This window comes from Afipia massiliensis, from assembly GCF_014203115.1.
In the GTDB taxonomy this organism is placed as follows: Bacteria; Pseudomonadota; Alphaproteobacteria; order Rhizobiales; family Xanthobacteraceae; genus Afipia; species Afipia massiliensis.
Genome location: NZ_JACHIJ010000005.1, coordinates 389,402 through 416,257, shown reverse-complemented (window position 1 = coordinate 416,257; position 26,856 = coordinate 389,402). Strand labels below are relative to the sequence as shown.

Here is a 26,856-nt window from a genome sequence, read left to right as displayed (position 1 = left end):
GAGTCCGATCTCAAAGTTCATCGCTGAATCCGGATTGGCTTGCCGGAACCGGTCCGCAACGCCGGTGTGGCGCCGGATGGATCACGCGGCAGCAGCAGCGTGATGAGGATGATGAATTGGGCAAGCTGGATGTTCTTGGACGAGAAACTGACGGAGCTCGCCGCGATCACCAGTATCAGCAGGACGATCGCCCACACTGCGGGGTGCGCGCGTCTGATAATTTCCACGAAGAGGGCGATCAGGCCAATCGTCAGCAGAATGGTGTGAATGAGGCCGAACTGGACGATGCAGGAAATCCAGAAGTTCTCGATTCCATAGTTGAGGCCGAGCTGTGCCTGCAATGCATTCACGCGGGTGGGATTCGGCCCCAGTATCAGCTCATGCCAGTCGAAATGGGATAGCAGGTTGAATGTCGCAAAGCGCGCCAGCGCACTGCCCTTGTCCGACGAAAAGCGCAGCAGCATCTTGTCGAAAATACCGAGATCGAATGCTGCGAAGATCCCCGCGGCCGCGACAAACAGCAGGCAGAGGGTAGCGATCACCGTCGGAAGCGAAACCCGCTTTCCGCGCAGGATCAGCCAAACTTCCTTTGCTACGACAGAACCCAACAGCAGCAGCACTGTGACCAGAGCGGTTCGGCCGCCGAATGCCATCAACGATCCGAGACTGAATGCGATCAGCGGAATGCGAAGCATGGGGATGGGGCAAAGGGCGGGGCGAAGAATCAGAGCGAGAATGTACCCGCCAACAAGCCCCGACGCGGTCAACGGGTGTCCGAGCAACGCCGAGGCACGCCATTCCCCAACCACCAGCACGTTACCGAGCGTCAGGGGGATCAGCCGGTGGCCGGAAAAGTATTCGTAGTAGCCGAGGCAAACATTCAGCAGGATGGTCAAATGCGTCGCCCAAATCAGCGGGTTCCGCTGCATCGGGGACAGACGCCAGATCACGAGGCACAACACGACCGGAAGAAGGAAGGTGTCGATGATGACGGTGAACGGGCGATTCAACACGAACATCTGAACGAGCAGGAATGACCAGCATCCGAGATAGAGAAGAATCAGTTTCGACCGGGAGAACATGCGGTCGATCTCGCCGACCGGATCGCCGTGACGCAGCAGCAGAAGCCCGAAGGCGAGGAATGTTAGGCCGGTTGCCGGATGAAATTTCTCGTAGAAGCCACCGCCCGCGGTCAGGTAGTGAATCTTCCAGTTGGTCAGCATCGCCGACGACAACGTGAATGTCGCGGTTACCGCAAGCAGCATCACCAGGACAATCATGCGGTCTGCGACCCAGCCGGCCATCGCGGTGTCGCGGCCCGGCGCGGAAGGCGGTCGCGGGAAGCCGGCTCTGACGGTTGCCCCGCCGCGGTACGGCGGGTACGGGCCGTTCACTGGAATCGCGGTTGCGATTCGAACCATCGGTTCGCGCGCTTTCATTCCGCAGGTCCGGGCTTCAGTGCGACGCTGCCGTACGGCTTGAGATACGCCGAACTGCGATAGTAGTCGTAGAAGCGCAGCCGGCTGAGATCGACCCGCGTCAACACCGTGCCCAGAATTTTATCATAGACAGGAGACAGCAGATTGACGGTGTGTGTGATGACCTCCTGAGGAGTTTGATCCCATCCCATGGCAAGAATAATTCGGTCGGAAATTTCGGCCAGCGCGCGGCCGTCAACCAGAGGCACCAGCGGCGGTGAATCGATGATGATCAGTTCATAGTGCTGGCGCAGGTGATCGAGAATGTCGACAATCCGCTCGGAGAACATCAACTCCGTGATGACGTCGACGTCCTTCACAGCCGGTGACGGCAGAATGGAGAGACCGGAGCTCCGGTCCAGCAGGATGGCCCGGTCCAGCGAGACCTCGCCCGTCGCGACCTCCATCAATCCAGCGTTGGCGTGCGGCGAAAGCGCCCGCGTCAATTGCGGATTGCGAAGATCGCCATCGATCAGAAGAGTCTTGATGCCGAGCGTTGCCAGCGACAGGGCTAGATTGGCGGCAAGCGTTGTCTTGCCCTCGTTGTCGAGCGCCGATGTCACCAGCACGACCTTTAGCGGCTGGATCCGCATTGTGCGCTGAATCGCGAGGCGAACGGCGCGGATCGCCTCCGCGAAGAAGGTGCCTGGTTCGTCGATGGCGTAGCGCATCAAGGGCGGCTGCAGCGCGGGCGGCAACAGTCGCACCGTCCGCGGATCGTAGCTACCGAGTTCGTTCCTTCCGCGTTTTGCACGGGCGGCGAGTTCGCGCGTGCCGATCAACGGAACCGCGGCGAGTGCCGGAACACCGGAAATGGATTCCGCCTGTTCAAGCGTCTTGATGCGGCGGTCGAGATAATCGGCAAGGAACGCGATAATGCATCCGCCGCCGACGCCGATCATCAGGGCGAGACCAAGAATCAGCATGGTCTTGGGCGAAGAGGGCCTGATCGGAATGCTCGCCTTCGTCACCACGCGGGAGTCCGGCATTTCGAGACTTTCCTGCGCGGACGTCTCCTTGTATCGGGCCAGATAGGACTCATAGAGTGTGCGGTTGGCTTCGGCCTCGCGCTGCAACTCGTGAAGGCGGACAAGGGCCTGACCGGAGGAACTCGATACACCTTGAACCTGATCGAGGCTCTGCTGCAACGATGCTTCGCGAGACTTGGCGACGTCGTAGTCATGCTGCGTGCTGTCGAGAATGCGGCGGATTTCCTCGTTGATGAGGCGCTGGGTGTCTTTCAACTGCGCCCGCACATTGGCGACGAGGGGGTGGCGCGTGCCGTACTTGCTCGAAAGGTCGGCTTCGTTCTTTGCGATGTCGGCATACTGCGTCCGCAGCTTGGTGATCATCTCCGAGGTGATGGCGGCGTTGATGCCGCCAGGATCGCTACCGGATTTGGCAAGCCGCTGTACCTGATCGTACTTCGCGCGCGCCTCGGCGGTTTGCGCGCGGGCAGCGATCAGCTTGTTGTTGAGATCTGTGATCTGTTGATCGTTCACCGTGACGCCTTGCGCCACGGAGAGATTGTTGGCGGCGCGGAAATCCTCGACCGCTTGCTCCGACGCGACGACTCGCGTTTTCAATCCTTCGATCTGGCCATTGAGCCAGCTCGCGGCAATCTTGGTCGCGTCGTATTTGGCGCGGACCTGTTCCTCGAAGTAGCTTTCTGCAATGGCGTTGGCGATAGCGGCGGACTTTCGCGGTTCCTCAGAGCTGACGCTGATGTCCACGAGGAAGGTGGTGCCTTGACGGGTCACCTTCATCCGTCTCTGGAGAATCTCGACGGATCTTGCCTTCGCGGCATCTTCCGGGCTCGCCCCGGAGGCAGGGCCGCTGCTGCTGAACAATCGCCTGACAGGGTCGAGCAAGCCCGGCTTTGGCCTGAATTCAGGGTCGGAGGTCAGCTTAAGCTTGTCCACCACGCGCTGCAGGATCGCGACGGACTGAATCAGCAGCGCCTGGCTCTCGATGGTGGCGTCGTCGGTGCCGAAATTCGACAGAACCGTCTGGCTGGTATCCACCACGTTGGCGCGGCGAGGGTCCACAAGAACGGTGGACGTCGCCGTATATAGAGTGCTGACGGCGGTGAGGTACATCAGCGCGAGCACAATCAGCGACAGCGGCGCAGCGGCAACCATCCTCCAGCGTCGGCGCAGGATGCGCGCCATCTCGCGCAAATCGACAGTGGGCTGCTGCCATCGCCCCGTTGCAGCGCCGGCAGGCTCGTCGAGGGCCTGAAGCTCGTAGTCAGAACTGCGCTGTAACATTGATTCCTACCTGATGTTTGTCGAAGCTGAAGGCGGGAATGTCGCTGTTACGGTCGGTATATCGATGGAAGACGGAAATGGAGCCGTATCGATTCATCAAGTATTTGATCCGCGCGTCAGACGTCGTGACCTTGTCCTTGCGCTGCTGTCCGAAAAAGCGATCGTTTTCATAACCGCCCGCAAGCGACACGATCACGTTGCGCCGCAGTTCGTAGTCGACACCGAGCTGGAACGCGTTTGCGAGCACGCCGGTTGAGCTGGTGTCCGATGTCTGCGTGACGACCTGTTCGGCCTTGAAGTGGACGTCGAGCATACGGGTCGGACGCCAGGTCAGCATCGCGCGGTAGGCGGGACCTTCGATAGTGCCGATGGAGGCGGCATCGAATCGCTGCTGGACGTAACCCGCGCCGAATTCGCCACTGAGCAGATTGCCAAACCCGACTGTGAAGCCGGACAGAGCACGGTATCCCTGAGAGTCGAGCGTTTGAGCAGGCGTTCCGCGGATGTTGCGTTGATTGCCCTCGACGCCGGCGAACCACCCCAGAACGGGCGAGAACGCATAGTCGACGCGGCTGTGAAGCGAATAGATCTGACCGTCGCGGCCGTCCTGATTGATGATTGAGCCGTCCTGCGCCCGCGTTTGTCCGTAATCATAGGAATCGACACGCATGCCGACCGATGTGGTCAGGCGATTGAATTCCTTGCGAACGGTCACATCGCCGGAGAACAGATCGTAAGGGGTCGGCGAAATGGCGTTCACCGGTGAACTGAGCGTACCGACGCCTTCGTTGAGATGAGCGATTTGGAGATTGGCCAGAACGGCAAGGTCGTGCGCGATGTCGAACCAGCCGTTGCCTCTCAGGCGGGCATTGGTCTGATCAAGACTGGAGTTCTCATTATATATAGTCGACTGGGCGTCCAGCTTCAGGTCGAGGCCGTGCCGCTCCCATAACGTGTGGGCGCGTAGCGATGGCTCGACCACGGCAGCGACATCCGAGCGCTTCGTGGTGTTCGAGGAGAAGACATTGCTGTCGTAAAGGGCGCCGGACATCAGCTTGGGGCTGAACATCCAGGAACCCGCCCGGATTCCGACTGGTTCGTATCCCGGCTGTTGTCGTTTTCTCACCGGCATATCCTCGGGTTGGATCTCGTTGCGTGTCTCCGGATCTGCCAAATCGGGCAACGTTGACGGCTCGAAAACCCGTTGTGCATTCCAGGGTGCAGAAAGTTGTTCAGTGGTCGACGGTATCACCTGTGCATTCGACGGCGCCGCGAGACCAAGCATGAGAGCGGTCGCCGGCAACTGTGCCTTTCCCAGCCTTGCAAACTTCGATCCACGTCGCGGCAGCGTCACGGACGCTCGTTCGCGGCTTCCGATTTCTTCCAACACTATCAACGCAACAGCACTCTTCATTGATTGTCCCGTTAGGGAAACTTGAACGCCCGGCGGAGGTCGCCGGTATCGGATGTCTCGGAGTAGCCCAGAAAATCATCGTGCCTTCGCCCAAAGAAACGTCATGACGGAATCGATTCACGACATTGATGCCGTCACGAACATTCTTTCCACGGCACGTGAGAAACGCTTTCTGCGCATCTCAACGCGAAACATCGAATATCGTTCTGCAGTGCAGAAAATTTGCATTGCAAAGAGACCGCACTATGGCGACGCGCATTTGTACGACACAGCAAAACCATTTTGCGGATCGTTGTGATGTGGAACTTCAAAGTATGAAATCGGGATGACGCGTCAGAAGAAACGTTCTGGAACGCGGATGTTGTCGCCGGGGTAAATCAGCACGGGTGCGTCCAGCGGATAGATCTCTTCGCCAGCGCCACCGGCGCGCCGCAGGTACACCTTGTTCTCATTGGCGCGATAGGTGAAACCGCCTGCGCTTGCGATCGCATCGAGAACGGTCATGCCGACGCGATACGGATATTCTCCACTCTTCTTCACTTCGCCAAGAATGTAGAACGGCCGATAGAGCGCGATCTCCACGTTGACGCGCGGATCGCGAACGATTCCCTTGGATAATGCGGCAGTTATGGAGCGTTCCAGCTGGTGTGTGGTCGATCCGGCCGCTTTGATGCGGCCCGCGAGCGGAATTGAAACATAGCCGCCGCTGTCGACTTCATATTCGCCCGCAACGTCGGGCTCACCGTAAACCTTAACGCGAACCTTGTCGGTCGGCCCGAGCACATATGTTCCGGAATTGGACGGAGACGAATGCTTTTGTTGAGCGATAGCGTTGGTGTCGATGAAGATGCTGACACTGCTCGCTGCAATAACAGCAACAAGAATCAGGCGCGCGATGCGCGCAGACAATTTTGGCATGACTCAACCCCACTCGGCACATGATTTGCACGAATCGATATGGATCGAACGAGATCCATGACGCGGCCCGAGTGATAGTCGAGAAAAAAACGGCGAAAGAATGTGATGCCGTGTTCCAATGTGTCGCTGGATTGTTCTCGTTATTGATTGGGGCAAGCGCGACTGGTGACCGACTGGCTTCTTGTGCGCGTCTGCTATGCACGATGCTGAGTTCTAAAGCACCAGAACGCTCGCGTCCTCGATCGCGATGCACGTCAGGACGCCCGTCCGCCACGCACCGGTGTCGATGTTGATTCGGTTCTGCCTGATGTCGGGATGATCGACCGGAGTATGGCCGTGCACGATCACCTTGCCATGATTGATCTCCGAGTTCAGGAACTCATCCCGAATCCAGTGCAGATCCTCTGGATCTTGCAGGTTCATGGGTACGCCTGGCTTTATTCCCGCGTGAACAAACAAAAAATCTCCACAGACGAAACTGTTGCGGAGACATTGCAAGAACAATTCGTGTTCGCGAGGAAAGAGCTCAATCAGCGATCGTCGAATCGCGGATGGTGTTTCCATTTCGGATCGCGAGCGTGGAACAATGCCGTATGACGCAAGTGTCTGAAGACCGCCGAGCTTTGACCAATGATAAAGAGCATCCGCGTCCTGCCGGAGGAACCTCTCGAGGATTGCCTCGTGATTGCCGCGCAAGCAAATGGCGTGCCGACGCACAAGGCGAACTGCGAGAAGATCGAGTACGCCGCTCGAATCGGGCCCGCGATCGATATAGTCACCGAGATACACCTCGATAACGTGCTCGACGGGCCGGCGGCGGACATCCTCGTCAATGCGCGCGATGGTCTCCGCCAGCAAGTCCGAGCGTCCATGAACATCGCCCACGGCGTAGACGCGCGTGTTCGGGGGTACGGCGGCGTTGATCGCCCGCGAATCATGGTGAGTGGTGCCGGATCGCATCGTTAGGAAGTTTCGTCTTGAACGGTTCCGCGGTCAAACGGATGAACCCGTGATGACAGATACCAGCCGGAGGAACTCAAAAGAAAATCAACCGGATCGCCAGTATAATGAGCGCCCAGGCGGCGACATTGGCGAGAATGATCCAGTTTCTCAGCCGGCGATTGGGCGTCACGGGGGGCGCCAGCGAGGCCGCGTTCATTTGGTCAGCGATCATCGCTGGTTCCGCTGAAGGCGCAGACGACACAGGTGAGTCGCCGCTCGTTGTCTCGATCTTCCGTAGCTGGACAATCATCTTGCGGGCTCGCTGTGAGCTAAATCCATCTTCCCCGAGAGGAGTCTAAGGAGTCTCTTTTAGTTTTTAGTGAACGAATTTGCACAAAGTATCGGCGCGCTGCTCGCGCATGACGCCGGTGCGACATTGCGCCTGTTTGATTCGATAATCGACTCCATTCTTGAATCTTGTCCACGTCGTTGATTGTGCATGGCAGTGTCAACGAAATTGCAGCGTAAGAAATCGGCATCGTACTCTAAGCGCTTCGCAGCGCGATAAATTTTCGCGTCGCAAAAATTTTGTGAACCTCACGCGTGAGTCGTGTGCGCGAATTTTTCGTTTTGCTGCCCCATTTCGCACAAAACTTTAGGAAACCTTCGCGCCGCTGAAGGTTGGCGCCTTCGTCACCTTCATCGTGCTTCGCGCCTGCGAAGAATTCGAGTGGGGCGATGCCATCCTGTGCAAGCGTTGAGTTCCGATAGACGTCCAGTTGAAAGCAAGAGCAAATGGCCGCGACAGTCACGACCCGTTTTGTTCAGGACAACTCGGCAACGCCATGGAAGGGGTCGCGGCTGATCTCGGTTCGTCCAGTCGAATATGCCAGCAGCAGTCCCTATCGCAGTCGAAATGCCTATCGCTCTCGTGCCGCCGTTCGCATATCGCACACCGAGCCGGCCGTTGCGTTCAGCAAACGGCTATTCGACACATCGGCTGCTGCACTCGCGCTTCTCTTCTTCGCTCCGCTGTTGATTGCGATCGCGATTGCGATCAAGGCGACGTCGCGCGGACCGGTATTCTTTCGGCAGTATCGCTACGGATACCGCAATCAGCTGTTCAAGATTTACAAGTTCCGTTCGATGCATGTGAATCTTGGCGATGCCGCGGGTATCCAGCAGACGGTCCAGGGTGACTCCAGGGTGACCCGCGTCGGGCAGATCTTGAGAAGCACGAGCCTCGATGAGCTTCCGCAACTGATCAATGTGGTGAAGGGCGATATGTCGCTCGTGGGGCCGCGCCCTCATGTGCCGGGGATGCTCGCTGCGAACATGCCCTATGAAGACTTGGTCCCTTACTATTTTCAGCGCCATACCGCGCGACCGGGGATCACCGGACTGGCTCAGGTGAGTGGCTGCAGAGGCAGCACGGTCGAACCGAATCTGGCGATCGCACGGATCGATCATGATCTCGATTACATCGAGAAATGGTCGCTGCGGATGGATATCACGATCATCGCACGTACGGTGCGGCGGGAATTCCTGTCTGGAAGCGGATTCTGACGGCGTCATTCGATCCGACTCGACGGCTATCTCATCCGCTATCTCGCATCCACTTCTTGTGTTCCTGGGGGCAACAATGACGCAGCGACAACACCGTATCATTCCTGTTCTTCTGTCGGGTGGCACCGGTTCGCGGCTATGGCCGTTGTCTCGGGAAACCTATCCCAAGCAATTGCTCTCCCTTCTCGGTGAGAAGACGCTGCTGCAGCAGACCGCGCTGCGCGTGAACGACCCCGCGATGTTCGGCGGGATGATGGTCGTCGCGAATGCGGAGCATCGGTTTGCCGTTGCGGAGCAACTGCGTGGAGCAGGCGTCACAAATCCGACCATCGTGCTCGAGCCGTTCGGGCAGAATACCGCGCCAGCCGTCGCCCTTGCCGCGCTTGTCGCCCATGAGTCCGATCCGGATGCGATTATTCTGGCCATGCCGGTGGATCACTGGGTTGGTGATGCGACCGCTTTCCGCAAAGCAGTCAGCGTCGGCTTGACAGCAGCGCAGGCAGGTCAGTTCGTCCTGTTTGGTTTACGCCCGACCGCGCCGGCAACCGGTTTTGGCTACATCCGCGCGAGCAACGAACTCGCTGCCGCACCCGGCGTTCATCAGGTCGCGGGGTTCGTGGAGAAGCCGGATTTGCCAACCGCGGAGCGGCTTCTTGCCACCAGCGACCATCTCTGGAACAGCGGAATCTTTCTGCTGCCGGTGCGATTGCTTATCGATGAACTGTCGCGGCTGGCGCCGGACATCCTCGCCGCATGCCGGGCCGCGCTGGCGGGCGCGACACGCGATCTCGACTTTCTGCGTCTCGATGAAGCGGCGTTCCGGGCGTGCCCATCGGTGTCGCTGGACTACGCTGTGATGGAAAAGACGGATTCGGCTGTAGTGGTTCCGGCGGATTTCAACTGGAGCGATATCGGGAGCTGGTCGGCGTTATGGGAGATGGGCGACAAGGACAGTTCCGGCAATGTGGCGATCGGCGACGTGGTCATGGAGGATGCCAGCGGATGCTATGTTCGTGGCGAGGGGCCTCTGGTTGCCGCGCTGGGCGTCGATGATCTGATCATCACGGCGACACCGGATGTCGTGCTCGTTGCGTCGAAGGATCGCGATCAGGACGTCGCCAAGCTCGTGGGCCGGCTGAAAGCCAGTGGCCATCGCTCGGCGACCCAGACCCAGTCCGTTCATCGGCCATGGGGCTACTATCAGTCGATTCACGCTGGCGATCGCTTTCAGGTCAAGCGCATCACGGTCAATCCGGGCGCCAAGTTGTCGCTGCAGAAGCATTTTCATCGCGCGGAACATTGGGTGGTCGTAAATGGCACCGCGATCGTCACGCGGGATGACGAGGAAATTCTGCTGCGCGAGAACGAATCGGTTTTCGTCCCGTTGGGATGCATGCATCGCCTCGAAAATCCAGGGAAGGTGCCGCTGAATCTGATCGAGGTGCAGTCGGGTCCGTATCTCGGCGAGGACGACATCGTGCGCGTGGAAGATATTTATCACCGGGTTTGAGCCTGATCGAAGATTCCGCCCGTCGCGGCGGTTTCGCGTGATGAGGCAAGAGAAAGGCGGCGGCGATGACAGCTGTGCGGCAAGTCAAGAATGCGCTGAAAGAAACTTTTCCGGGACTCTGGTTGCGGTGGCATTTCATGCACCGTCCAAAAACGGCGGAGGTGGAACTCTCGTTTCTGGACAGGATCGTGCGCAACGATGCCGTCACCGTCGATATCGGTGCCAATTGCGGGCTCTATACCCGCGAGTTGGCGCGGCTTTCGCGCCGCGTGCATGCGTTCGAACCGTCGCGGGCAATGGCGGATGTTCTCCGCCGAACGTCTGCGCCGAATGTGGTCGTGCATGAAGTCGCGCTGTCTGACCACGAGGGTGCGGCGGAACTCCTGATTCCGCAAAGCGAGCAGGGCGCGGTTCATGGTCTTGCGTCCCTCGAGCCGCAGGTCGCGCTTTCGGCAAAATCCTGCACCGTCCTGAATGTTCCGATGGCGCGTCTTGACGACATGATTCAGGACGACGTCGCCTTCGTGAAAGTCGACGTCGAAGGCCATGAGCTGAATGTTCTGAACGGCGCGGCCGGCCTGCTCGAACGAAGCCGGCCGGTTTTCCTTGTCGAAGCGGAAGACAGGCATCGGCCGCTGGCCACTGAATCGGTTTTCGAGTTCTTTCAGGATCGGGGCTATAGCGGATTCTTTGTCGAGGATGGCGACATCGTTCCTGTCGATCAGTTCGATGTCGAAATCTTTCAGGATCCCAACTCGCTGCTTTCCAACGGCGGGCGCAAAACCGGCCAGGCGTACATCAACAACTTCTTTTTCTTTCCGCCCGGCAAGGACGGATGGGAAATTCTCGCCAGCTAGATAGCGATCTATTCTCTCATAACCCGAACGATGCGCGCTGAAAGCGCCGCAGCAATGGCATGACCAGACAGGAATATAGATGCGGATCACGATGGTTGGGGCGGGGTATGTCGGGCTGGTCTCGGGTGCATGTTTTGCTGATTTTGGACACCATGTTGTTTGCATCGACAATGATGTGACCAAGGTGAAGGCGCTTAACCGGGGTGAAATCCCGATCTACGAACCCGGTCTTGCGGAGCTTGTGGCGAGCAATGTCAAGCAACGGCGCTTGAGCTTCTCCGGCGACATGGCGGCGGGAGTCCGCGGTGCCGACGTCGTTTTCATCGCGGTCGGAACGCCGTCACGTCGCGGCGACGGGCATGCGGATCTGTCGTATGTTTACGCTGCGGCGCGCGAGGTGGCCGCGGCGCTGTCGGACTTCACGGTGGTGGTGACGAAGTCGACGGTGCCGGTCGGTACCGGCGACGAAGTAGAGCGCATCATTCGTGAGCAAAATCCGGACGCGAAGTTTGCTGTCGTCTCTAATCCGGAGTTCCTGCGCGAAGGCGCCGCAATTCGGGATTTCAAGCATCCGGATCGCATCGTGATCGGGACCGATGACGTCGCTGCTCGCGAGATCATGGCCCAGGTGTACCGGCCGCTTTATCTCAATGCCGCGCCCATCGTTTACACAGATCGCCGCACGGCGGAGCTGATCAAGTACGCGGCGAATTCATTTCTCGCGACTAAAGTCGCCTTCATTAATGAAATCGCCGATCTGGCCGAAAAGGTCGGCGCCAATGTGCAGGAGGTCGCGCGGGGAATTGGTCTCGATAATCGAATCGGCGCCAAGTTCCTGCACGCGGGTCCGGGATACGGCGGATCGTGTTTCCCGAAGGATACGCTGGCTCTGATCAAAACCGGACAGGACAATGAAGCGCCGCTGCGGATCATCGAGACCGTCGTTGCGGTGAATGACCAGCGCAAGCGCGCCATGGCCCGCAAGGTTGCGAATGCCTTCGGTGGCAATCTGCGCGGAAAGTCCGTGGCTGTGCTGGGAATGACGTTCAAGCCGAACACCGATGACATGCGTGACGCGCCGTCGATCCCGCTGATCACCGCGTTGCAGGACATGGGCGCGACCGTGCGCGCTTTCGATCCGGTTGGCATGGAGCAGGCGAAGAAGGTGCTGGAGGACGTGACGTTCTGCAGCGATGCTTATGAGTGCGCAAAGGGAGCGCATGCGCTGGTTATCGTCACCGAGTGGGAGCAGTTTCGCGCGCTCGATCTGAAGGAAATGGCGGTGACCATGGCCACGCCGGTCATTGTCGATCTCCGGAACATCTATTCGCCGGACGAAGTTTCGCGGAACGGATTTCTGTATTGCGGAGTCGGACGCCCGCAGCCGATGGCTTATTGAGTTTCAGTAGGCAGAACGCTCCGCGATCGGCAACGATAATCGATTGTGCGGCGCAAGCATTGAGCCAGAAGGCAGGTTCGGGATGATGACCCAGGGACTGGGGCCCGTTCTTTATGCGCCAATCTGTCCCGTCTTTCGCCCTTGTGCAGGTCGAGACAATGGATACCCTCTTAAAAAAAATCAGGGAGGGGACCATGTCAGAGAAATTCAATCGCCGTCACTTCATCGCCGCGGGCACCGCAACTGCCGCGATGCCCTTCCTCGGGCGCGGGGCCTCGGCGCAAGCCGCGTGGCCGTCGCGACAAATCCGTATGGTCTGCAGCTACCCGGCCGGCGGGCAGACCGATCTGCTTGCGCGCTCCTTCGGCGAATTCATCGCCAAGCAGGTGGGACAGACCGTCGTCATCGAAAACAAGGCGGGCGCTTCCGGCTCCATCGGCGCGGCGGAAGTCGCGCGCGCGGAGCCCGATGGCCACACGATCCTCTGCTCAATTTCCACCACCTATGTGATGAACCGGGCAATGATGAAGAATCCCGGCTACGATATGGACAAGGACCTGACGCTCGCGAGCATCATCCCGGGCGCCGGGCTGCCGCTGGTCGCGAGCCCGAAATCCGGCGTCACGACGCTGGACGAATTCGTCGCTTTCGCACGCAAGAGCGGCAAGGTGAATTTCGGCACTTATAGCGCGGGCTCGGCGCCGCACATGACGATCAATGAACTCAACAAGCAATATGGCCTCAACATCGAACCGATCCACTATCGCGGCGAAGCGCCGATGTGGACAGGGCTGATGGAAGGCACGCTCGACGTCGCGATGGGTAGCTACACGGCGGCGCAACCGGTCCTGCAAAGCAATCGCGGTGTTGCGTTTGCGGTGCATTCGAAGAAAGTCGATGCGCTCCCGAACGTCAAGACATTGCCTGAACAAGGCGCGACGTCGAAGTTCTTCACTGTGAGCGGCTTCACCGGCTGGGCGCTGCCGAAGGCAACGCCGCAGCCGATCGTCGATCGGTTGGCGCAACTCTGCGTGGCGGCGAATAGCGATCCGAAAGTGAAAGAGGTTCTCAAGACATTCGTGCTGGAACCGGCGCTTGGCTTCAAGGAAACCAATGCGTTGTATCAGCGCGAATTGCCGGTCTGGATGGAGAGCGCGCAGTCGCTGGGCCTGCAACCAGTCTAGACCGTCAAGGCCATCGGCCGCGGCGATCGATCATCCCTCTGGAATTGGCGCCGATTTCCCGCTTGTCGCGAGACCGTTTGTGAGGCATCCTGAAGTGGCGAGGCGAGGGCAAGCCGATGATATCGCAATGCCTATTGAAGCCGACTCCGGAAGAGATCGCAGACACCCATGTCCTGTTCCTGGCGCGTCACGCCCTTGACGCCAGCCCTGAACGCAGAGCCAAGTATGGCTATCACGTTGTCTATCACGCCATCTTGCTTAATGCGCTCCGGAGCCTCGGCTTCAGGGTCACGCCGGCGAGCGAACATGCGGTGCTGTTCGGGCCTCTCGATTTCGATTTCCTGTACGCCATTCACTCCCACGCCATCTTCGATGGCCACGAACTGTTGACGCCGGCGATTGCCGCCTATCGTGGCGTGGCCTGCCTCGGAGCGTCCGCGCCCACCCGCGCGATCTCGGAGGACAAGGTGCTGGCCAAGCAGGTGGCTGTGAGCGCGGGGCTTGATGTTGCCGGACACCAGATCATCAACTTCAGTGATGTCGGTCGCAATGGGTTCCATCTCCCTGGCTCCTGGATTCTCAAGCCGCGCGGGGGAATCGCTTCCGACGCGGTGATCAAGGTCGACAGCGAGGCCGACTGGCCCGGCGCGCTAACTGCCATTTCGGATCCACGTCACGAAGGCCGTGACTTCATCGCTGAAGAATTCGTGCCGGGCCTGAATCTAACGGTTCCGGTGGTGGAGGGATTTCCTCCGGGTTCGCTCGCCGTATTCCAGGAAACTGGCCGCCCCGGCGACAATGTTCTGACGAATGAAGGAAAGCGCGGGCTCAACAATACCTACACATCGGCTCCGTATGACGGCCCCGGAGCCAAGGAAGCGCTGAAGGCAACGGCGGACATGGCGGCGCAGGTGTCACCATTCGACTATGCCCGGTTTGACTTCCGGTATGATCCCGCTACTCGGAGAACCGTATTCATAGAGGTCAACATCGCCTGCAACATGGCCCCGGCGTCGGCCGTCTATCGCGCGGCCGCCCTGCATGGGATCAAATACGAGGAGCTGGTGGCGCATGTCCTGACGTACAGTTTCAGGCGTCAGAGAAAGAGACCGAAAGCCTCGCCTAAGCCTGCTTCCACTCCATCGAAAGCCCATGCGGATCGCACACCGCGAGCGTTATGACCCTCCGCTCTCCGTTGAAATACCTGCTGACCTTGAGCGGGTTGAACGTCTCTGTCGGATTGGAATGTGCGACCTCGCCTTCGACAGTGATCCGCCAGACAGGCTTCGTCTTGCTCGCTGCGAACAGCGTGTTGTTGATGCTCGTATGCTGGTCGCCGTTGAGTTGATAGCCCATGATCGTGTGATAGACGCACGGCGTTTGATTTGATGGAATTTCAGCCAGCGCGCTGGCCAGGTTCGCCACCGCGTCGCCGCCTCTGATCCGCGGCGGGTGCGCGACGATAACCTTCAGCGCGCCATCAAGCTTTGCAAGCCGATCGAGGCGCTCAGGCCAAACAAGAGCCTTGAGCCACCGCTGTTCGTTCGCGTCCCTGCCATCTGTTGGATAAAGCTCAAGGCCGACACGCGATCCAACCGGCGGCGGAAACTGTCTCAAAGGGGGGATGGCAGACCCTTCCAGCACGCATGAAAGGACAAACTGCGCATCTGTCCATCTTTCGAGTCTCGGCGTGCCTTTCTCGTCCGTGTATCGATACCCGTATCGGTCAAAGTTCAGATTGAGTCCGGCACTCGATCCGATTTCGACGAGTCCGAGAGGGGTGCCGGTTTCGCGCGCAAGCAGATCGAACGCCGGCAGCAGCAAGGCGCTGCGCCCGACTTCATTGGTATTGGTAGCGCGTTTCGAAATGATCTCGGCAAGCTCGGCTTCGTGAGCGCTGCAAAAAGCAGCGAATAGATCGAAGGCCCCGTCGTCTGCTGCTCGTTTGCCACCCAGGCTCGGATAGTAGTCCTTGAGTGGATCATCAATGTCCCCAAGCAGGAGATACTGAACCGCTCCGAAAATCAGGTTGGCCGCCGGCTGACCTTTTTTCCGGCCCGCCGCCAAACGTTGTAGCTCCGGGCTCTCCGCAATTCCCAACGACAGCCTCTCGTAGAGAGGAGAACCGCCGCGGCGTGACTCATTCGCAAAAAAGCGATAATAGTGAGCGCTTGTTTCAAAGACAACCATAATACGAACCCGCAAAAAATGGCGTGGTTATAGAGAGTATTAGGGATTGCTCTAACGCTGGCCGCCAAGTCGGTGGACGAGACGAACCAGCCGGAAATTCTTGCGACCATAAATTCTTGCGCGTCTGATGAACGGAGTCAAATCTTGAATCCGGCTTGCGCATACAGCGTGACAGACGGCGTCCTTCATGATCGAGCGCGTGGCCGCGCGGTGCCATACCGCAGCTACGCTCCGGCCCCTCCCGACGGTGTTTATCCCTTGATCCTTTTGTCCCACGGGATCGGCGGAACGCGCGAGTCGATGCCGTATCTCGGGCGGAGCCTGGCCGAAAGCGGATATGTCGCCCTGCATTTGCAGCATCCAGCGACCGACAACTCGGTCTGGCAGCACGCCATGTCTCCTCCGGACGTCTATCGGGCGCTCCGTGAGGCGATGTGGGATGCCAATGCCGCGCGCGCGCGCTTTCAGGACGTGCCTTTCGTTCTGCGCGAGCTTGCCAGGCTGAACCACGAAGGGCCGCTGGCCGGGCACCTGGATCTCGGGTGCGTCGGAATGGCCGGCCATTCCTATGGCGGCGTATCGACGATGGTTGCTGCCGGTCAAAGGATGGGGCCAGGCGGACAATGGTTCTTCAAGGAACCTCGCGTCAGGGCTGGCTTGGTGATGAGCCCCAATATGCCCATTCAAGGTGGCGACCTGGCCGCGCTCTATCGTGATATCGACATCCCGCTCTTTCACATCACAGGCACGGAAGATGGCAATGCCGTACCGGGCAACAAGGAGTTTGATCCGATACAACGGACCATCCCCTATGAAGTGCTGACAATCCCCCATCAATATCTGCTCGTTCTGGACGGCGCCGGCCATAACGCGTTTTCCGGTCTGGAGCACGGACCACACGCTCACGGGGCGGAAGTGGAGACGCGTTATACCAGCGCCGTGGCGGCCGGGGCGCTGTTGTTCTTCGACGGCTATCTCAAGGGGGATTCAGCCGCTGTTCAAGCCCTTCGCCATGGTTTCAAGTCCGGGTTGAAGCCAACGGATCGATTTGAATGGAAATAGCTGACGATGCGACGCTGACGCTCCAGCGAAGCTTCACGACGATTTCGATCCGGGCGCGCCCGTCTTTCCAACCCGCTCATAAGCCTCGACCAGATGGCGCCGCATCAACTCGGCGGCGGCATCGCCGTCGCCTCGGATCATTTCTTCGAGAATGCGGCCGTGCTCTTTCCAGACGCTGATCGACATGCCCGGATGGCGCAGCACTTCGCCCATCGCGCGCCGCAGATGCCGCCAGTGCAGCCGCATCGTTTCGGCGATCAGCGGATTGCCGGAGAGATCGTAGATGAATGAGTGGAAGTCCATGTCGGCCTGCAGGCTGGCGCGGCTTTCGCCGACGGCCACCAGCTTGCGGCCATTTTCAACAAGTGCGCGCCCGCGTGCGATCGATTCCTTGGTCAGGCGCGGTGTCGCCAGCTTGACCGCGAGCGGTTCGACCGCCGAGCGGATCTGGTAGATCGCTTCGAAGAAATCCGGATCGACCGCGGTGACGGTCAGTCCCTGGCGTCCCTGCGCGAGAAATCCCTGTGCTTTCAACACCGCGAGCGCGTGAGTCACAGGCTGCCGCGACACATTCAGACGCGCGGCGATGCTCCCCTGGGTGAGACGTTCGCCCGGTTTGAATGTGCCGTCGCACAAGGCATCGAGGATGACCTCGTAGGCCTGATCGACCAGACTTTTCGGCGGGGCAAGGGACTCCAGCACGTCTCCTCCAGGAATGAGCGAAGAATCACCGAGGCTCTTCGCTGCGCAGCACCACGGTTGCTGCTTGACAGGGCAGGGTGCAAGCCGCATCTTGAGTTTAGAATACTGAATTCAGAATGCAATAATGGTGTACCGTAAGAACTGGGCGCCGACCAAGACCGAAGACGCAAAAAGCGTCACGAAAACAACGACAACCGGGAAGCGATCCAAAAATAACAAGGAGAGCCATCATGCGATTGACCCCTGAGCAACTCGAGCAATTCCGCACCGAAGGCTGGCTGTTTCTGCCGGAGCTTTTCACGCCTGAGGAAGTCGATGTCCTGCGGCGCGAGGCCGTGTCGATCTACGACGAGCAGCGCCCGGAGGTCTGGCGCGAGAAGAGCGGTGCGCCGCGCACCGCCTTTGCCGCGCACCTTTATAATGAGGCGTTTCGCCTGCTCGGCGCGCATCCGCGCATGATCGATCCGGTCGAACAGATCTTCGGCGAGAAGGTCTACATGCATCAGTACAAGATCAACGCCAAGTCCGCCTTCACCGGCGACGTCTGGCAATGGCATCAGGACTACGGCACCTGGAAACGTGACGACGGCATGCCACAGCCGCTTGCCATGAACATCGCGGTTTTTCTCGACGAGGTGATGCCGATCAACGGTCCGCTGATGCTGGTGCCGAAAAGCCAGAACGCTGGCGACCTCAAGGCTTCGCACGATCTTGCAACCACGTCGTACCCGCTCTGGACGCTCGACGAAGAGACCGTGACCCGCCTCGTCAAGGAGGGCGGCATCGTCGCGCCGACCGGCAAGCCCGGCGGCATGCTGATGTTCCACGGCAACCTGGTGCACGGCTCGTCCGGCAACATTACGCCGTATCCGCGCAAGATCGTCTATCTCACGTTGAACTCGGTATCGAACTACATCCGCACGCCGACGCGGCCAGAGTTCATCGCGCATCGCGACTTTACGCCGATCCAGACCGTGGATGACGATGCGCTGCTCCGCTACGCACGCAGCCATCGTCAGGCGGCTGAGTAAACGAGCACTTCGTCATGCCCGGCCTTGTGCCGGGCATCCACGTCTTTAAAACAGAAAACAACAAGACGTAGATGGCCGGGCATAGGCGAGCGGAAGCGACGCCGTTCTTCGAACGGCTAAGCCCGGCCATGACGGGGATAATTTGGCGATAACCATTCGTCGACAAACCGCTGGATCGAATTCCAAATGAACCTGCATCACCTCCTTGAAAAGCGCCGCGTGGCGGGAAAGCCCGTCCGCGTGGCCCTGATCGGCGCCGGCAAATTCGGCTCGATGTTTCTCTCTCAGGTGCCGCATACGCCGGGCCTTGAAGTGCCAGTGATCGTAGATCTTGACCCGGATCGTGCGCGCGAGGCTTGCCGGACAGTGGGCTGGGACGGTGCGCGGATCGCCGCCACCACCTTCACCAAGGATGGCGCCGCGGCGACCGGCGGCAACGTCGAGGTGATTGTCGAAGCCACCGGCAATCCCGCCGTCGGCATTCGCCATGCGCGTGCCGCCATAGCTGCGGGCAAGCATATTGTGATGGTCAATGTCGAAGCCGACGTGCTGGCCGGACCACTGCTGGCCGATGAAGCGCGCAAGGCAGGCGTAGTTTATTCGCTGGCCTATGGCGATCAGCCTGCGCTAACCGCCGAGATGGTCGACTGGGCGCGCGCCACTGGCTTCAAGGTCGTCGCTGCAGGCAAGGGCACCAAGTATCTGCCGATCTATCATGATGTGACGCCTGCCGGAGTGTGGGGGCATTACGGTCTGACTGCCGCCGAGGCGCAGTCCGCTGGCATGAATCCACAGATGTTCAATTCGTTTCTGGATGGCACCAAGTCCGCTATCGAGATGGCTGCCATCGCCAACGCTACCGGTCTCGATGTGCCATCCACCGGCCTGTTGTTTCCACCCTGCGGCGTCGACGATCTGCCGCATGTGATGCGTCCGCGGGACAAAGGCGGCGTGCTGGAGAAATCCGGCGTGGTCGAAGTCGTGTCGTCGCTGGAGCGCGATGGCCGTCCGGTGTTCCGCGATCTGCGCTGGGGCGTCTACGTCGTGTTGGAAGCACCGAACGATTACGCGGCCGATTGTTTCCGCCAATACGGATTGAAGACGGATTCCTCGGGGCGTTTTGCAGCGATGTACAAGCCGTATCACCTGATCGGGCTCGAACTGAATATCTCCGTGCTCTCAGCGGCGCTGCGCAATGAGCCGACCGGCCAGCCGCAAGGTTTCCGCGGCGACGTCGCGGCCGTCGCCAAGAAAAATCTGTGTGCGGGCGAAATGCTCGACGGCGAGGGCGGCTACACGGTGTGGGGCAAGCTGATGCCGGCGACCGAGAGCCTCAAGACCGGTGCGCTGCCGATCGGCCTCGCGCATCGCGTCAAGCTGACGAATGACGTCGCACATGGCGCGGTGGTCCGATGGGCGGACGTGGAAATCGACACGACGGACGATGCGGTCGCGTTCCGCCGCGCGATGGAAGCGAAGTTCTCGCGCTAGGCGAGGCGTTGCTGCTCAGCGCGTCACGTGCGCTGACACCGCCAGCCACTGGCCGTTGATCTTGGCCCAGACGTCGGTGTAGCGCCCGCCGCCCGCGCTGCCGTCCGGCATCAGGTAGCTGGTGCGTGCGTGGATGATGGCGACGTCGCCGATGATGCGGATCAGCACGTCTTCCGCCTTGAGATTCCTGATCGCGACCGGATTGGCGGTCTGCTTCAGAAATCCGGCGCGATCGACCAGCGATCGGTCGGGATTCGAGCAGTAGAAATCTGGCGCGAGAATTTCATCGAAGCGGCTGACATCGCTGTTCTGCACGGAGTCGATATAGTCGCGGTTGAGGCCGGCGAGGATGTCGTGATCGGTCACTTTCTGGTCCATATCCGGCTCCGATGCAGTTGCGCGCTGTTGCGAACAATATCCCCGGGCCTGTGGCCGGCAAGACGAAATGCGCGACGTTCTGCCCTGCATAACACGCAGGTATGCGCTGCGCTGCAAAATGGCGGAAGATTCACTCTTTTTGCCTTTTGCTCAATCCGTTGTGGTCACGTATGTCTCGGTCCCGTCATGTCATTAGGGATCGATCTCGATGGACTTCGCACTGAACCAGCAACAAGAATCCATTCGCGATGCGATTCTGAAAATCTGCGCCCGTTTCGATGACGCGTACTGGCTGGAGAAGGACCGCGCCGGCGGCTTTCCGCACGAGTTCTACGATGCCATGGCGCAGGCGGGCTGGCTCGGCATCTGTATCCCAGAGGAGTATGGCGGCGCGGGCCTAGGCATCATGGAAGCCGCGATCATGATGCGCGCGATCTCGGAGTCGGGCGCGGGCATGTCGGGGGCGTCCGCGATCCACATGAATGTGTTCGGGCTCAATCCAGTGGTGGTGTTCGGCGACGACGCGCAGCGCGCGCGCATGCTGCCCGGCATCGTCGAGGGCCGCGAGAAGGCGTGCTTCGGCGTGACCGAGCCGAACACCGGTCTCAATACCACGCAGCTGAAAACCCGCGCGGTGCGCAAGGGTGACAGGTATGTCGTTAACGGCCAGAAGGTCTGGATCTCCACCGCGCAGGTCGCGCACAAGATACTTCTGCTTGCGCGCACCACGCCGCTGGAAGAGGTCAAGAATCCGACCCACGGTCTCAGTCTGTTTTACGCGGATTTCAACCGCGAAAAGATCGCGGTGCATGAGATCGAGAAGATGGGCCGCAAGGCCATCGACTCCAACGAACTCTTCATCACGGACTTTGAGATTCCGGTTGAGGATCGCATCGGCGAGGAAGGCCGCGGGTTCGAATACATCCTGCATGGCATGAATCCGGAGCGCGTCCTGATCGCGGCAGAGGCTGTCGGCCTCGGCAAACTCGCACTCGAACGCGCGGCTGCTTACGCGAAGCAGCGCATCGTGTTCAACCGGCCGATCGGACAGAACCAGGCGATCCAGCATCCGCTGGCGAAAAACTGGATCGATCTCGAGGCGGCATGGCTGATGACGATGTCGGCGGCCTGGCAGTACGATCAGGGATTGCCGTGCGGACCTGCCGCGAACGCCGCAAAATACCTCGCGGGCGAGGCGGGGTTTGACGCCTGCCAGCAGGCGGTGATGACCCACGGCGGTTTCGGCTACGCCAAGGAATATCACGTCGAGCGCTATCTTCGCGAAGTGATGATTCCCCGCATCGCACCGATCAGCCCGCAACTTATTCTGAGTTTCATCGGCGAGAAGGTTCTGGGACTGCCGAAGTCATACTAACGTCATGCCCGGGATTTCCCGGGCATCCACGTTTTCCATCCTTTGTGTTACAAGTGCGTGGATGGCCGGGAAGCCCGGCCATGACAGTAACGCTGGGATGAAATCCCTCTGACGTTTTAAGAACAAGAATAGAGAGCTGCCAATGTCGCACGATCATCATCATTCCCACGATCACCCGCACGATCATTCCCATGCGCACGACGACGAGCGCTGGAAGCATGACGGCGTGCGGGTCATTCCCGGCAATCAACTCGACCCGAATGTGCCGTCCACTGCCGGCATGGACCGCAAGGCTGCAATCAACTTCGCGCGCGTCGGCGCGCAGAAGCTTTGGGCGGGAACGGTGACCATCAGACCGGATGCGAAGACCGGCGCGCATCATCACGGCCATCTGGAAAGCATTATCTATGTCGTGAAGGGCAAGGCGCGGATGCGCTGGGGTGAGCATCTTCAGTTCACCGCCGAAGCGGGGCCGGGGGATTTCATCTTTGTGCCGCCTTACGTGCCGCATCAGGAAATCAACGCCAGCCCGGACGAAGTGCTGGAATGCGTGCTTGTGCGCAGCGACGGCGAGGCGGTTGCGATCAATCTCGACATCGAGCCGGTCGAAAAGCCGGAGACGGTGCTGTGGGTCGATCCGATTCACCGCGACCCGGCGGAGAAGGCTTAAAAAGGAGCCCGAAGGCGTCGGATGCCGAAACGCGTTTCAGACCAAAGGTTTGCGCTGCGTCATTCTGACTACTGACGAATATTGACAATCGTCAATCGTTGTAAGAAGCTCCCGGGAACATCCCAAGGGAGCTTCCGATGCCGCGCATCTCTAAATCCTCAAGCCGAAACAATGGCTTGGCTGTCGTTTCGTTGATGGTTTCCGCGCTGGCGCTCGGCGCCTGCAGCAAGGAGCAGGCGCAGGAGGGCGAGAAAGGCCGTCCGGTCCTGGTCGCCACGGTCCATTATCAGTCGCAGTCGCCGGAGCGCAGTTTCGTCGGCACCATCCGCCCCCGCATCGAAACCGACATGGGTTTCCGCGTCCCCGGCAAGGTTGCCAAGCGTCTGGTCGAAGTCGGACAGATCGTCGATGTCGGGCAGCCGCTCGCGACGCTCGACGAGGTCGATCTCAAGCTGCAGGCCGAGCAGGCCGAAGCCGAATTCCGCGCCGCGACCGGCGTGCTGGCGCAGGCGAGCGCCGCCGAAGGCCGCGCCAAGGAGTTGCGCGCAAAAGGCTGGTCCACCGAGGCGCAACTCGATCAGGTCAAGGCGGCGGGTGACGAGGCGCGCGCGCGTCTCAACCGCGCCGAGCGCTCGGTCGAACTCACCAAGAACAGCCTGTCCTACGCCCAGATTGTCGCCGATACGCGCGGCGTTGTTACAGCGACGCTGATCGAGCCGGGACAGGTGGTGGCGTCGGGGCAAACCGCGATCCGCGTGGCGCGCTCCGCCGAGAAGGAAGCCGTGGTTGCAGTCCCCGAAACGCTGGTCGCTTTCGCCAAGAGCGGTCAGGCCAGCGTCACGCTGTGGTCGGAGCCGAACAAGAAGTATGCCGCGAAGTTGCGCGAGATCGCGCCCACTGCCGATCCCGCGACCCGCACCTATCTGGCGAAGTTCTCGTTGCCCGGCGCCGACGACGCAGTGTCGCTCGGCATGACAGCTACGCTGACGCTGGCCGATCCCGCCACCGAGCAGGTAGCGCGGTTGCCGCTATCGGCGCTGTTCAGCCAAGGCAACGGCCCCGCGCTCTATGTCGCCGACGCCAAGACCGGCGAAGTGTCGCTGAAGCCTGTCGCGGTGAAAGCCTATGAGACCAAGGACGTCATCATCACCAGTGGCGTCGAGGAAGGCGCCAGCGTTGTGGTGCTCGGTGTGCAGAAGCTCGATCCGGCCCAGAAGGTCCGTGTCGTCTCGTCGCTGTCGTTCTAAAACCTTACGAGGGTCCGATGAAGCGATTCAATCTCTCCGCCTGGGCCGTGGCGCACCCGACGCTGGTTCTGTTCTTCATCGTGATGCTCGGCATCGCGGGCTTCTTCTCGTATGAGCGGCTGGGCCGCGCGGAAGATCCGTCGTTCACCATCAAGGTTGTCATTATCAACGCGATGTGGCCCGGCGCCACGGCGAAGGAAATGCAGGAGCAGGTCGCCGATCCGATCGAGAAGAAGCTCCAGGAACTGCCGTACTTCGACAAGGTGCAGACCTACACCAAGCCGTCTTTTACAGCGATGACGCTGACCTTCAAGGACAACACGCCCGCGAAGGATGTGCCGCAGCTGTTCTATCAGCTGCGCAAGAAACTCGGCGACATCAAGAACGATCTTCCGCCGAACCTGATCGGTCCGAACATCAACGACGAATACGGCGACGTCGATTCAGTTCTCTACATGCTGACGGGTGAGGGCGCGGACTATGCGCAGCTCAAGAAAGTGGCCGAGGGCCTGCGCCAGCGCCTTCTCAAGACGGAGAATGTCACCAAGGTCAATCTTTACGGCACGCAGGATGAACGCGTGTTCGTCGAATTTTCGCACGCCAAGCTGGCGACGCTGGGCATCACCACGCAGGCGCTGTTCGATTCGCTCGCCAAGCAGAACGCGGTGGTTCCCGCCGGCACGGTCGAGACCTCGTCGCAGCGCGTGCCGCTACGCGTCACCGGCGCCTACGACAGCGTCAAGGCAGTGGCCGAAACTCCGGTCGAAGGCAACGGCCGCGTGTTTCGTCTGGGCGACATCGCCATGGTCACGCACGGTTTCGTCGATCCGCCGAGCTATCAGGTACGCCAGGAAGGCAAGCCCGCGCTCGGCGTCGGCGTGGTGATGGCGAAGGGCGCCAACATTCTCGACCTCGGCGAGACAATCAAGAAGGCGACTGCCGAATTCATGGCCGCGGTGCCGCAGGGCATCGAGATCGAGCAGATCGCCGACCAGCCGAAGGTGGTTGAACACGCAGTCAGCGAGTTCGTGCATTCCTTCGTCGAAGCGCTGGCGATCGTGCTGTTCGTCAGCTTCCTCGCGCTCGGCTGGCGCACCGGCATCGTGGTGGCATTGTCCGTGCCGCTGGTGCTGGCCATCGTCTTCATCGTGATGAACGCGATGGGCATGGACTTGCATCGCATCACCCTCGGCGCGTTGATCATCGCGCTCGGTCTTCTGGTCGATGACGCCATCATCGCAGTCGAGATGATGGTGGTGAAAATGGAGCAGGGCTGGGATCGCGTGAAGGCGGCATCCTTTGCCTGGGAATCCACCGCGTTCCCGATGCTCACGGGGACGCTGGTCACGGCCGTTGGCTTCCTCCCCATCGGCTTTGCCAATTCGTCCGTCGGCGAATATGCCGGCGGCATCTTCTGGGTGGTGGCGATTGCGCTGGTGGCATTGTGGTTCGTCGCGGTGATTTTCACGCCCTATATCGGCGTCAAGCTGCTGCCGAATTTCAACCACGGCAAGCATAACCACGATCCGCACGCGATCTACGAGACACGGATGTATCGCGGCCTGCGCCGGGTGATCGAATGGTGTGTCCGCCGCCGCGGCACCGTGGTGCTGGCGACCATCGGCGTGTTCGTGCTGTCCATCGTCGGCTTCGGTTATGTACAGCAGCAATTCTTCCCGCTGTCGGAGCGTCCGGAACTGTTCCTGCAATTGCGTTTGCCTGAAGGCACCGCGTTCAACGTCACCAAGGAAAGCGTCAAGAAGGCGGAAGCGCTGCTCAAGGACGACAAGGATATCGTCACCTACACGACCTATGTCGGCCAGGGCTCGCCGCGCTTCTGGCTCGGCCTCAACCCGCAACTGCCGAACGAGGCGTTTTCGGAAACGGTGATCGTTTCGAAGGATGTCGCGGCGCGCGAACGTATCAAGGCACGTCTTGAGAAGGAGGTTGCCAACGGCGCGCTGTCTGAAGCGCGCGTGCGCGTCGACCGCTTCAACTTCGGCCCTCCGGTCGGCTTCCCGGTTCAGTTCCGCGTCGTCGGCCCGGACACCAAGACTGTGCGTGACATCGCCTATCAGGTACGCGAGGTCATGCGCGGCAACGACAAGGTGGTCGATCCGCATCTCGACTGGAACGAACAGACTCCGTACCTCAAGCTGGCTGTCGATCAGGACCGCGCCCGCGCGCTCGGCCTGACGCCGCAGGACATTTCGCAGTCGCTGGCGATGCTGATTTCCGGCGTGCAGGTGACGACGCTGCGTGACGGTGTCGAGAAGGTCGGTGTGGTTGCTCGCGCCGTGCCGTCGGAACGGCTCGATCTCGGCCATGTCGGCGATCTGACGATCTATTCGCGGGGTGGCGTTGCCGTGCCGCTGTCGCAGATCGCGAAGATTGAGTATGCCCACGAAGAGCCGATCCTGTGGCGGCGCAACCGCGACATGGCGATCACCGTGCGCGCAGACATCGTTGACGGCGTGCAGGCGCCTGACGTGACCAGCGCGATCTGGCCAAAGCTGCAGGGCATCCGCGACAGTCTGAAGCCAGCCTACCGCATCGAGATCGGCGGCGCGATCGAGGAGTCCGAAAAAGGCAATGCGTCGATCAACAAGCTGTTTCCGCTGATGGTGATCGGCATGCTGACGCTGCTGATGATCCAGTTGCAAAGCTTCTCGCGGCTGGTGCTTGTGTTCATGACCGCGCCGCTCGGCATCGTTGGCGCCTCGCTCGGGCTTAACGTCGCCGGCAGCCCGTTCGGTTTCGTGGCGTTGCTCGGCCTGATCGCGCTGGCCGGCATGATCATGCGCAACTCGGTGATTCTGGTCGATCAGATCGAGACCGACGTCGAACACGGCCTGACCCGGCGCGAAGCCATCGTCGAGGCGACGGTGCGCCGGGCCCGGCCGGTGGTGCTGACCGCGCTGGCCGCGATTCTGGCCATGATTCCGCTGTCCCGGTCGGCCTTCTGGGGGCCGATGGCGATCACCATCATGGGCGGATTGTTCGTTGCAACATTCCTGACTTTGCTGTTCCTGCCCAGCCTCTATGCGTTATGGTTCAGGAAGAGTCTGGACGAGCGGGGCGAGGGCGTGGCTCCCGCGCCCGCGCAACCGGGCCAGCTCCGGCACGCACCGCCGCTGGCGACCGCGGCCGAATAACCGAACTTGGTACGATG

At 60.2% G+C, this 26,856-nt stretch carries 23 protein-coding genes; 14 read left to right on the top strand and 9 right to left on the bottom strand.

Annotated features, from left to right (window positions below; genetic code table 11):
- Nucleotides 1-17: 17 nt before the first annotated feature.
- The 3 genes from HNQ36_RS18860 to HNQ36_RS18850 are packed head-to-tail and all read right to left on the bottom strand — an operon-like array spanning nucleotide 18 to nucleotide 4,817.
- A complete protein-coding gene (locus tag HNQ36_RS18860) occupies nucleotides 18-1,439 on the bottom strand; it encodes a VpsF family polysaccharide biosynthesis protein (RefSeq protein ID WP_246395434.1) in 1,422 nt (473 codons plus the stop codon).
- Nucleotides 1,436-3,748: a GumC family protein gene (locus tag HNQ36_RS18855; RefSeq protein WP_184087521.1), complete on the bottom strand. Its 2,313-nt coding sequence runs from the start codon at nucleotides 3,746-3,748 to the stop codon at nucleotides 1,436-1,438. The genes HNQ36_RS18860 and HNQ36_RS18855 overlap by 4 nt, the downstream gene beginning before the upstream one ends.
- A complete protein-coding gene (locus HNQ36_RS18850; protein ID WP_246395433.1) occupies nucleotides 3,729-4,817 on the bottom strand; it encodes an outer membrane beta-barrel protein in 1,089 nt (362 codons plus the stop codon). The genes HNQ36_RS18855 and HNQ36_RS18850 overlap by 20 nt, the downstream gene beginning before the upstream one ends.
- 448 nt (nucleotides 4,818-5,265) lie before the next feature.
- Between HNQ36_RS18850 and HNQ36_RS25970 the strand changes: the two genes are divergently transcribed.
- Nucleotides 5,266-5,460 carry a hypothetical protein gene (locus HNQ36_RS25970; RefSeq protein ID WP_210312099.1) on the top strand — a complete coding sequence of 65 codons (195 nt, stop codon included), beginning with the start codon at nucleotides 5,266-5,268 and terminating at the stop codon, nucleotides 5,458-5,460.
- Between the two features lie 35 nt (nucleotides 5,461-5,495).
- On the opposite strand, the gene HNQ36_RS18845 is transcribed toward HNQ36_RS25970, so the two are convergent.
- From HNQ36_RS18845 to HNQ36_RS18835, 3 genes are all read right to left on the bottom strand, one after another.
- Nucleotides 5,496-6,080 (bottom strand): polysaccharide biosynthesis/export family protein, encoded by a 585-nt coding sequence (locus HNQ36_RS18845; protein WP_184087517.1) that lies wholly within the window; start codon nucleotides 6,078-6,080, stop codon nucleotides 5,496-5,498.
- Between the two features lie 213 nt (nucleotides 6,081-6,293).
- Entirely contained in the window at nucleotides 6,294-7,040 is a 747-nt protein-coding gene (locus HNQ36_RS18840; RefSeq protein ID WP_184087515.1) for a metallophosphoesterase, read from the bottom strand.
- 76 nt (nucleotides 7,041-7,116) lie between these two features.
- Nucleotides 7,117-7,254 carry a hypothetical protein gene (locus HNQ36_RS18835; RefSeq protein ID WP_184087513.1) on the bottom strand — a complete coding sequence of 46 codons (138 nt, stop codon included), beginning with the start codon at nucleotides 7,252-7,254 and terminating at the stop codon, nucleotides 7,117-7,119.
- Nucleotides 7,255-7,817: 563 nt separating this feature from the next.
- On the opposite strand from HNQ36_RS18835, the gene HNQ36_RS18830 reads away from it, so the two are divergent.
- The 6 genes from HNQ36_RS18830 to HNQ36_RS18805 all read left to right on the top strand — a co-directional run bounded on the left by HNQ36_RS18830 (nucleotide 7,818) and on the right by HNQ36_RS18805 (nucleotide 14,719).
- Nucleotides 7,818-8,588: a sugar transferase gene (locus HNQ36_RS18830; protein ID WP_184087511.1), complete on the top strand. Its 771-nt coding sequence runs from the start codon at nucleotides 7,818-7,820 to the stop codon at nucleotides 8,586-8,588.
- A 76-nt stretch (nucleotides 8,589-8,664) separates the two neighbouring features.
- The gene (locus HNQ36_RS18825) at nucleotides 8,665-10,098 is read left to right on the top strand and encodes a mannose-1-phosphate guanylyltransferase/mannose-6-phosphate isomerase (RefSeq protein WP_184087509.1); all 1,434 of its coding nucleotides are present in this window, start codon (nucleotides 8,665-8,667) and stop codon (nucleotides 10,096-10,098) included.
- 65 nt (nucleotides 10,099-10,163) lie between these two features.
- On the top strand, nucleotides 10,164-10,955 hold the full coding sequence (locus tag HNQ36_RS18820) for an FkbM family methyltransferase (protein ID WP_184087507.1): 792 nt from the start codon (nucleotides 10,164-10,166) through the stop codon (nucleotides 10,953-10,955).
- Between the two features lie 79 nt (nucleotides 10,956-11,034).
- Entirely contained in the window at nucleotides 11,035-12,354 is a 1,320-nt protein-coding gene (locus HNQ36_RS18815) for a UDP-glucose dehydrogenase family protein (RefSeq protein WP_184087505.1), read from the top strand.
- A 194-nt stretch (nucleotides 12,355-12,548) separates the two neighbouring features.
- Nucleotides 12,549-13,538 carry a Bug family tripartite tricarboxylate transporter substrate binding protein gene (locus HNQ36_RS18810; protein WP_184087503.1) on the top strand — a complete coding sequence of 330 codons (990 nt, stop codon included), beginning with the start codon at nucleotides 12,549-12,551 and terminating at the stop codon, nucleotides 13,536-13,538.
- A 116-nt stretch (nucleotides 13,539-13,654) separates the two neighbouring features.
- Nucleotides 13,655-14,719, top strand: a complete 1,065-nt coding sequence (locus HNQ36_RS18805) for a D-alanine--D-alanine ligase family protein (protein ID WP_184087501.1) — start codon at nucleotides 13,655-13,657, stop codon at nucleotides 14,717-14,719.
- On the opposite strand, the gene HNQ36_RS18800 is transcribed toward HNQ36_RS18805, so the two are convergent.
- Entirely contained in the window at nucleotides 14,661-15,728 is a 1,068-nt protein-coding gene (locus HNQ36_RS18800) for a DUF2332 domain-containing protein (protein ID WP_184087499.1), read from the bottom strand. The two genes, HNQ36_RS18805 and HNQ36_RS18800, sit on opposite strands and share 59 nt — an antisense overlap.
- Nucleotides 15,729-15,800: 72 nt before the next feature.
- On the opposite strand from HNQ36_RS18800, the gene HNQ36_RS18795 reads away from it, so the two are divergent.
- A complete protein-coding gene (locus tag HNQ36_RS18795) occupies nucleotides 15,801-16,790 on the top strand; it encodes an alpha/beta hydrolase (protein ID WP_184087497.1) in 990 nt (329 codons plus the stop codon).
- Between the two features lie 33 nt (nucleotides 16,791-16,823).
- Here HNQ36_RS18795 and HNQ36_RS18790 read toward each other — a convergent pair whose 3' ends face one another.
- Complete coding sequence (locus tag HNQ36_RS18790; protein WP_184087495.1) at nucleotides 16,824-17,492, bottom strand: FCD domain-containing protein; 669 nt, start codon at nucleotides 17,490-17,492, stop codon at nucleotides 16,824-16,826.
- Between the two features lie 230 nt (nucleotides 17,493-17,722).
- On the opposite strand from HNQ36_RS18790, the gene HNQ36_RS18785 reads away from it, so the two are divergent.
- On the top strand, nucleotides 17,723-18,523 hold the full coding sequence (locus HNQ36_RS18785) for a phytanoyl-CoA dioxygenase family protein (protein WP_184087493.1): 801 nt from the start codon (nucleotides 17,723-17,725) through the stop codon (nucleotides 18,521-18,523).
- Nucleotides 18,524-18,709: 186 nt separating this feature from the next.
- On the top strand, nucleotides 18,710-20,014 hold the full coding sequence (locus tag HNQ36_RS18780; protein WP_184087491.1) for an NAD(P)H-dependent oxidoreductase: 1,305 nt from the start codon (nucleotides 18,710-18,712) through the stop codon (nucleotides 20,012-20,014).
- 15 nt (nucleotides 20,015-20,029) lie between these two features.
- Here HNQ36_RS18780 and HNQ36_RS18775 read toward each other — a convergent pair whose 3' ends face one another.
- Entirely contained in the window at nucleotides 20,030-20,392 is a 363-nt protein-coding gene (locus HNQ36_RS18775) for a nuclear transport factor 2 family protein (protein WP_184087489.1), read from the bottom strand.
- A gap of 208 nt (nucleotides 20,393-20,600) precedes the next feature.
- Between HNQ36_RS18775 and HNQ36_RS18770 the strand changes: the two genes are divergently transcribed.
- From HNQ36_RS18770 to HNQ36_RS18755, 4 genes are all read left to right on the top strand, one after another.
- Nucleotides 20,601-21,767 carry an acyl-CoA dehydrogenase family protein gene (locus HNQ36_RS18770; protein WP_184087487.1) on the top strand — a complete coding sequence of 389 codons (1,167 nt, stop codon included), beginning with the start codon at nucleotides 20,601-20,603 and terminating at the stop codon, nucleotides 21,765-21,767.
- A gap of 142 nt (nucleotides 21,768-21,909) precedes the next feature.
- Nucleotides 21,910-22,437, top strand: coding sequence for a cupin domain-containing protein (locus HNQ36_RS18765; protein ID WP_184087485.1), 528 nt, complete (start codon nucleotides 21,910-21,912; stop codon nucleotides 22,435-22,437).
- Between the two features lie 137 nt (nucleotides 22,438-22,574).
- Nucleotides 22,575-23,684 (top strand): efflux RND transporter periplasmic adaptor subunit, encoded by a 1,110-nt coding sequence (locus HNQ36_RS18760; RefSeq protein ID WP_184087483.1) that lies wholly within the window; start codon nucleotides 22,575-22,577, stop codon nucleotides 23,682-23,684.
- A 17-nt stretch (nucleotides 23,685-23,701) separates the two neighbouring features.
- Entirely contained in the window at nucleotides 23,702-26,839 is a 3,138-nt protein-coding gene (locus HNQ36_RS18755; RefSeq protein WP_184087480.1) for an efflux RND transporter permease subunit, read from the top strand.
- Nucleotides 26,840-26,856: the final 17 nt, after the last annotated feature.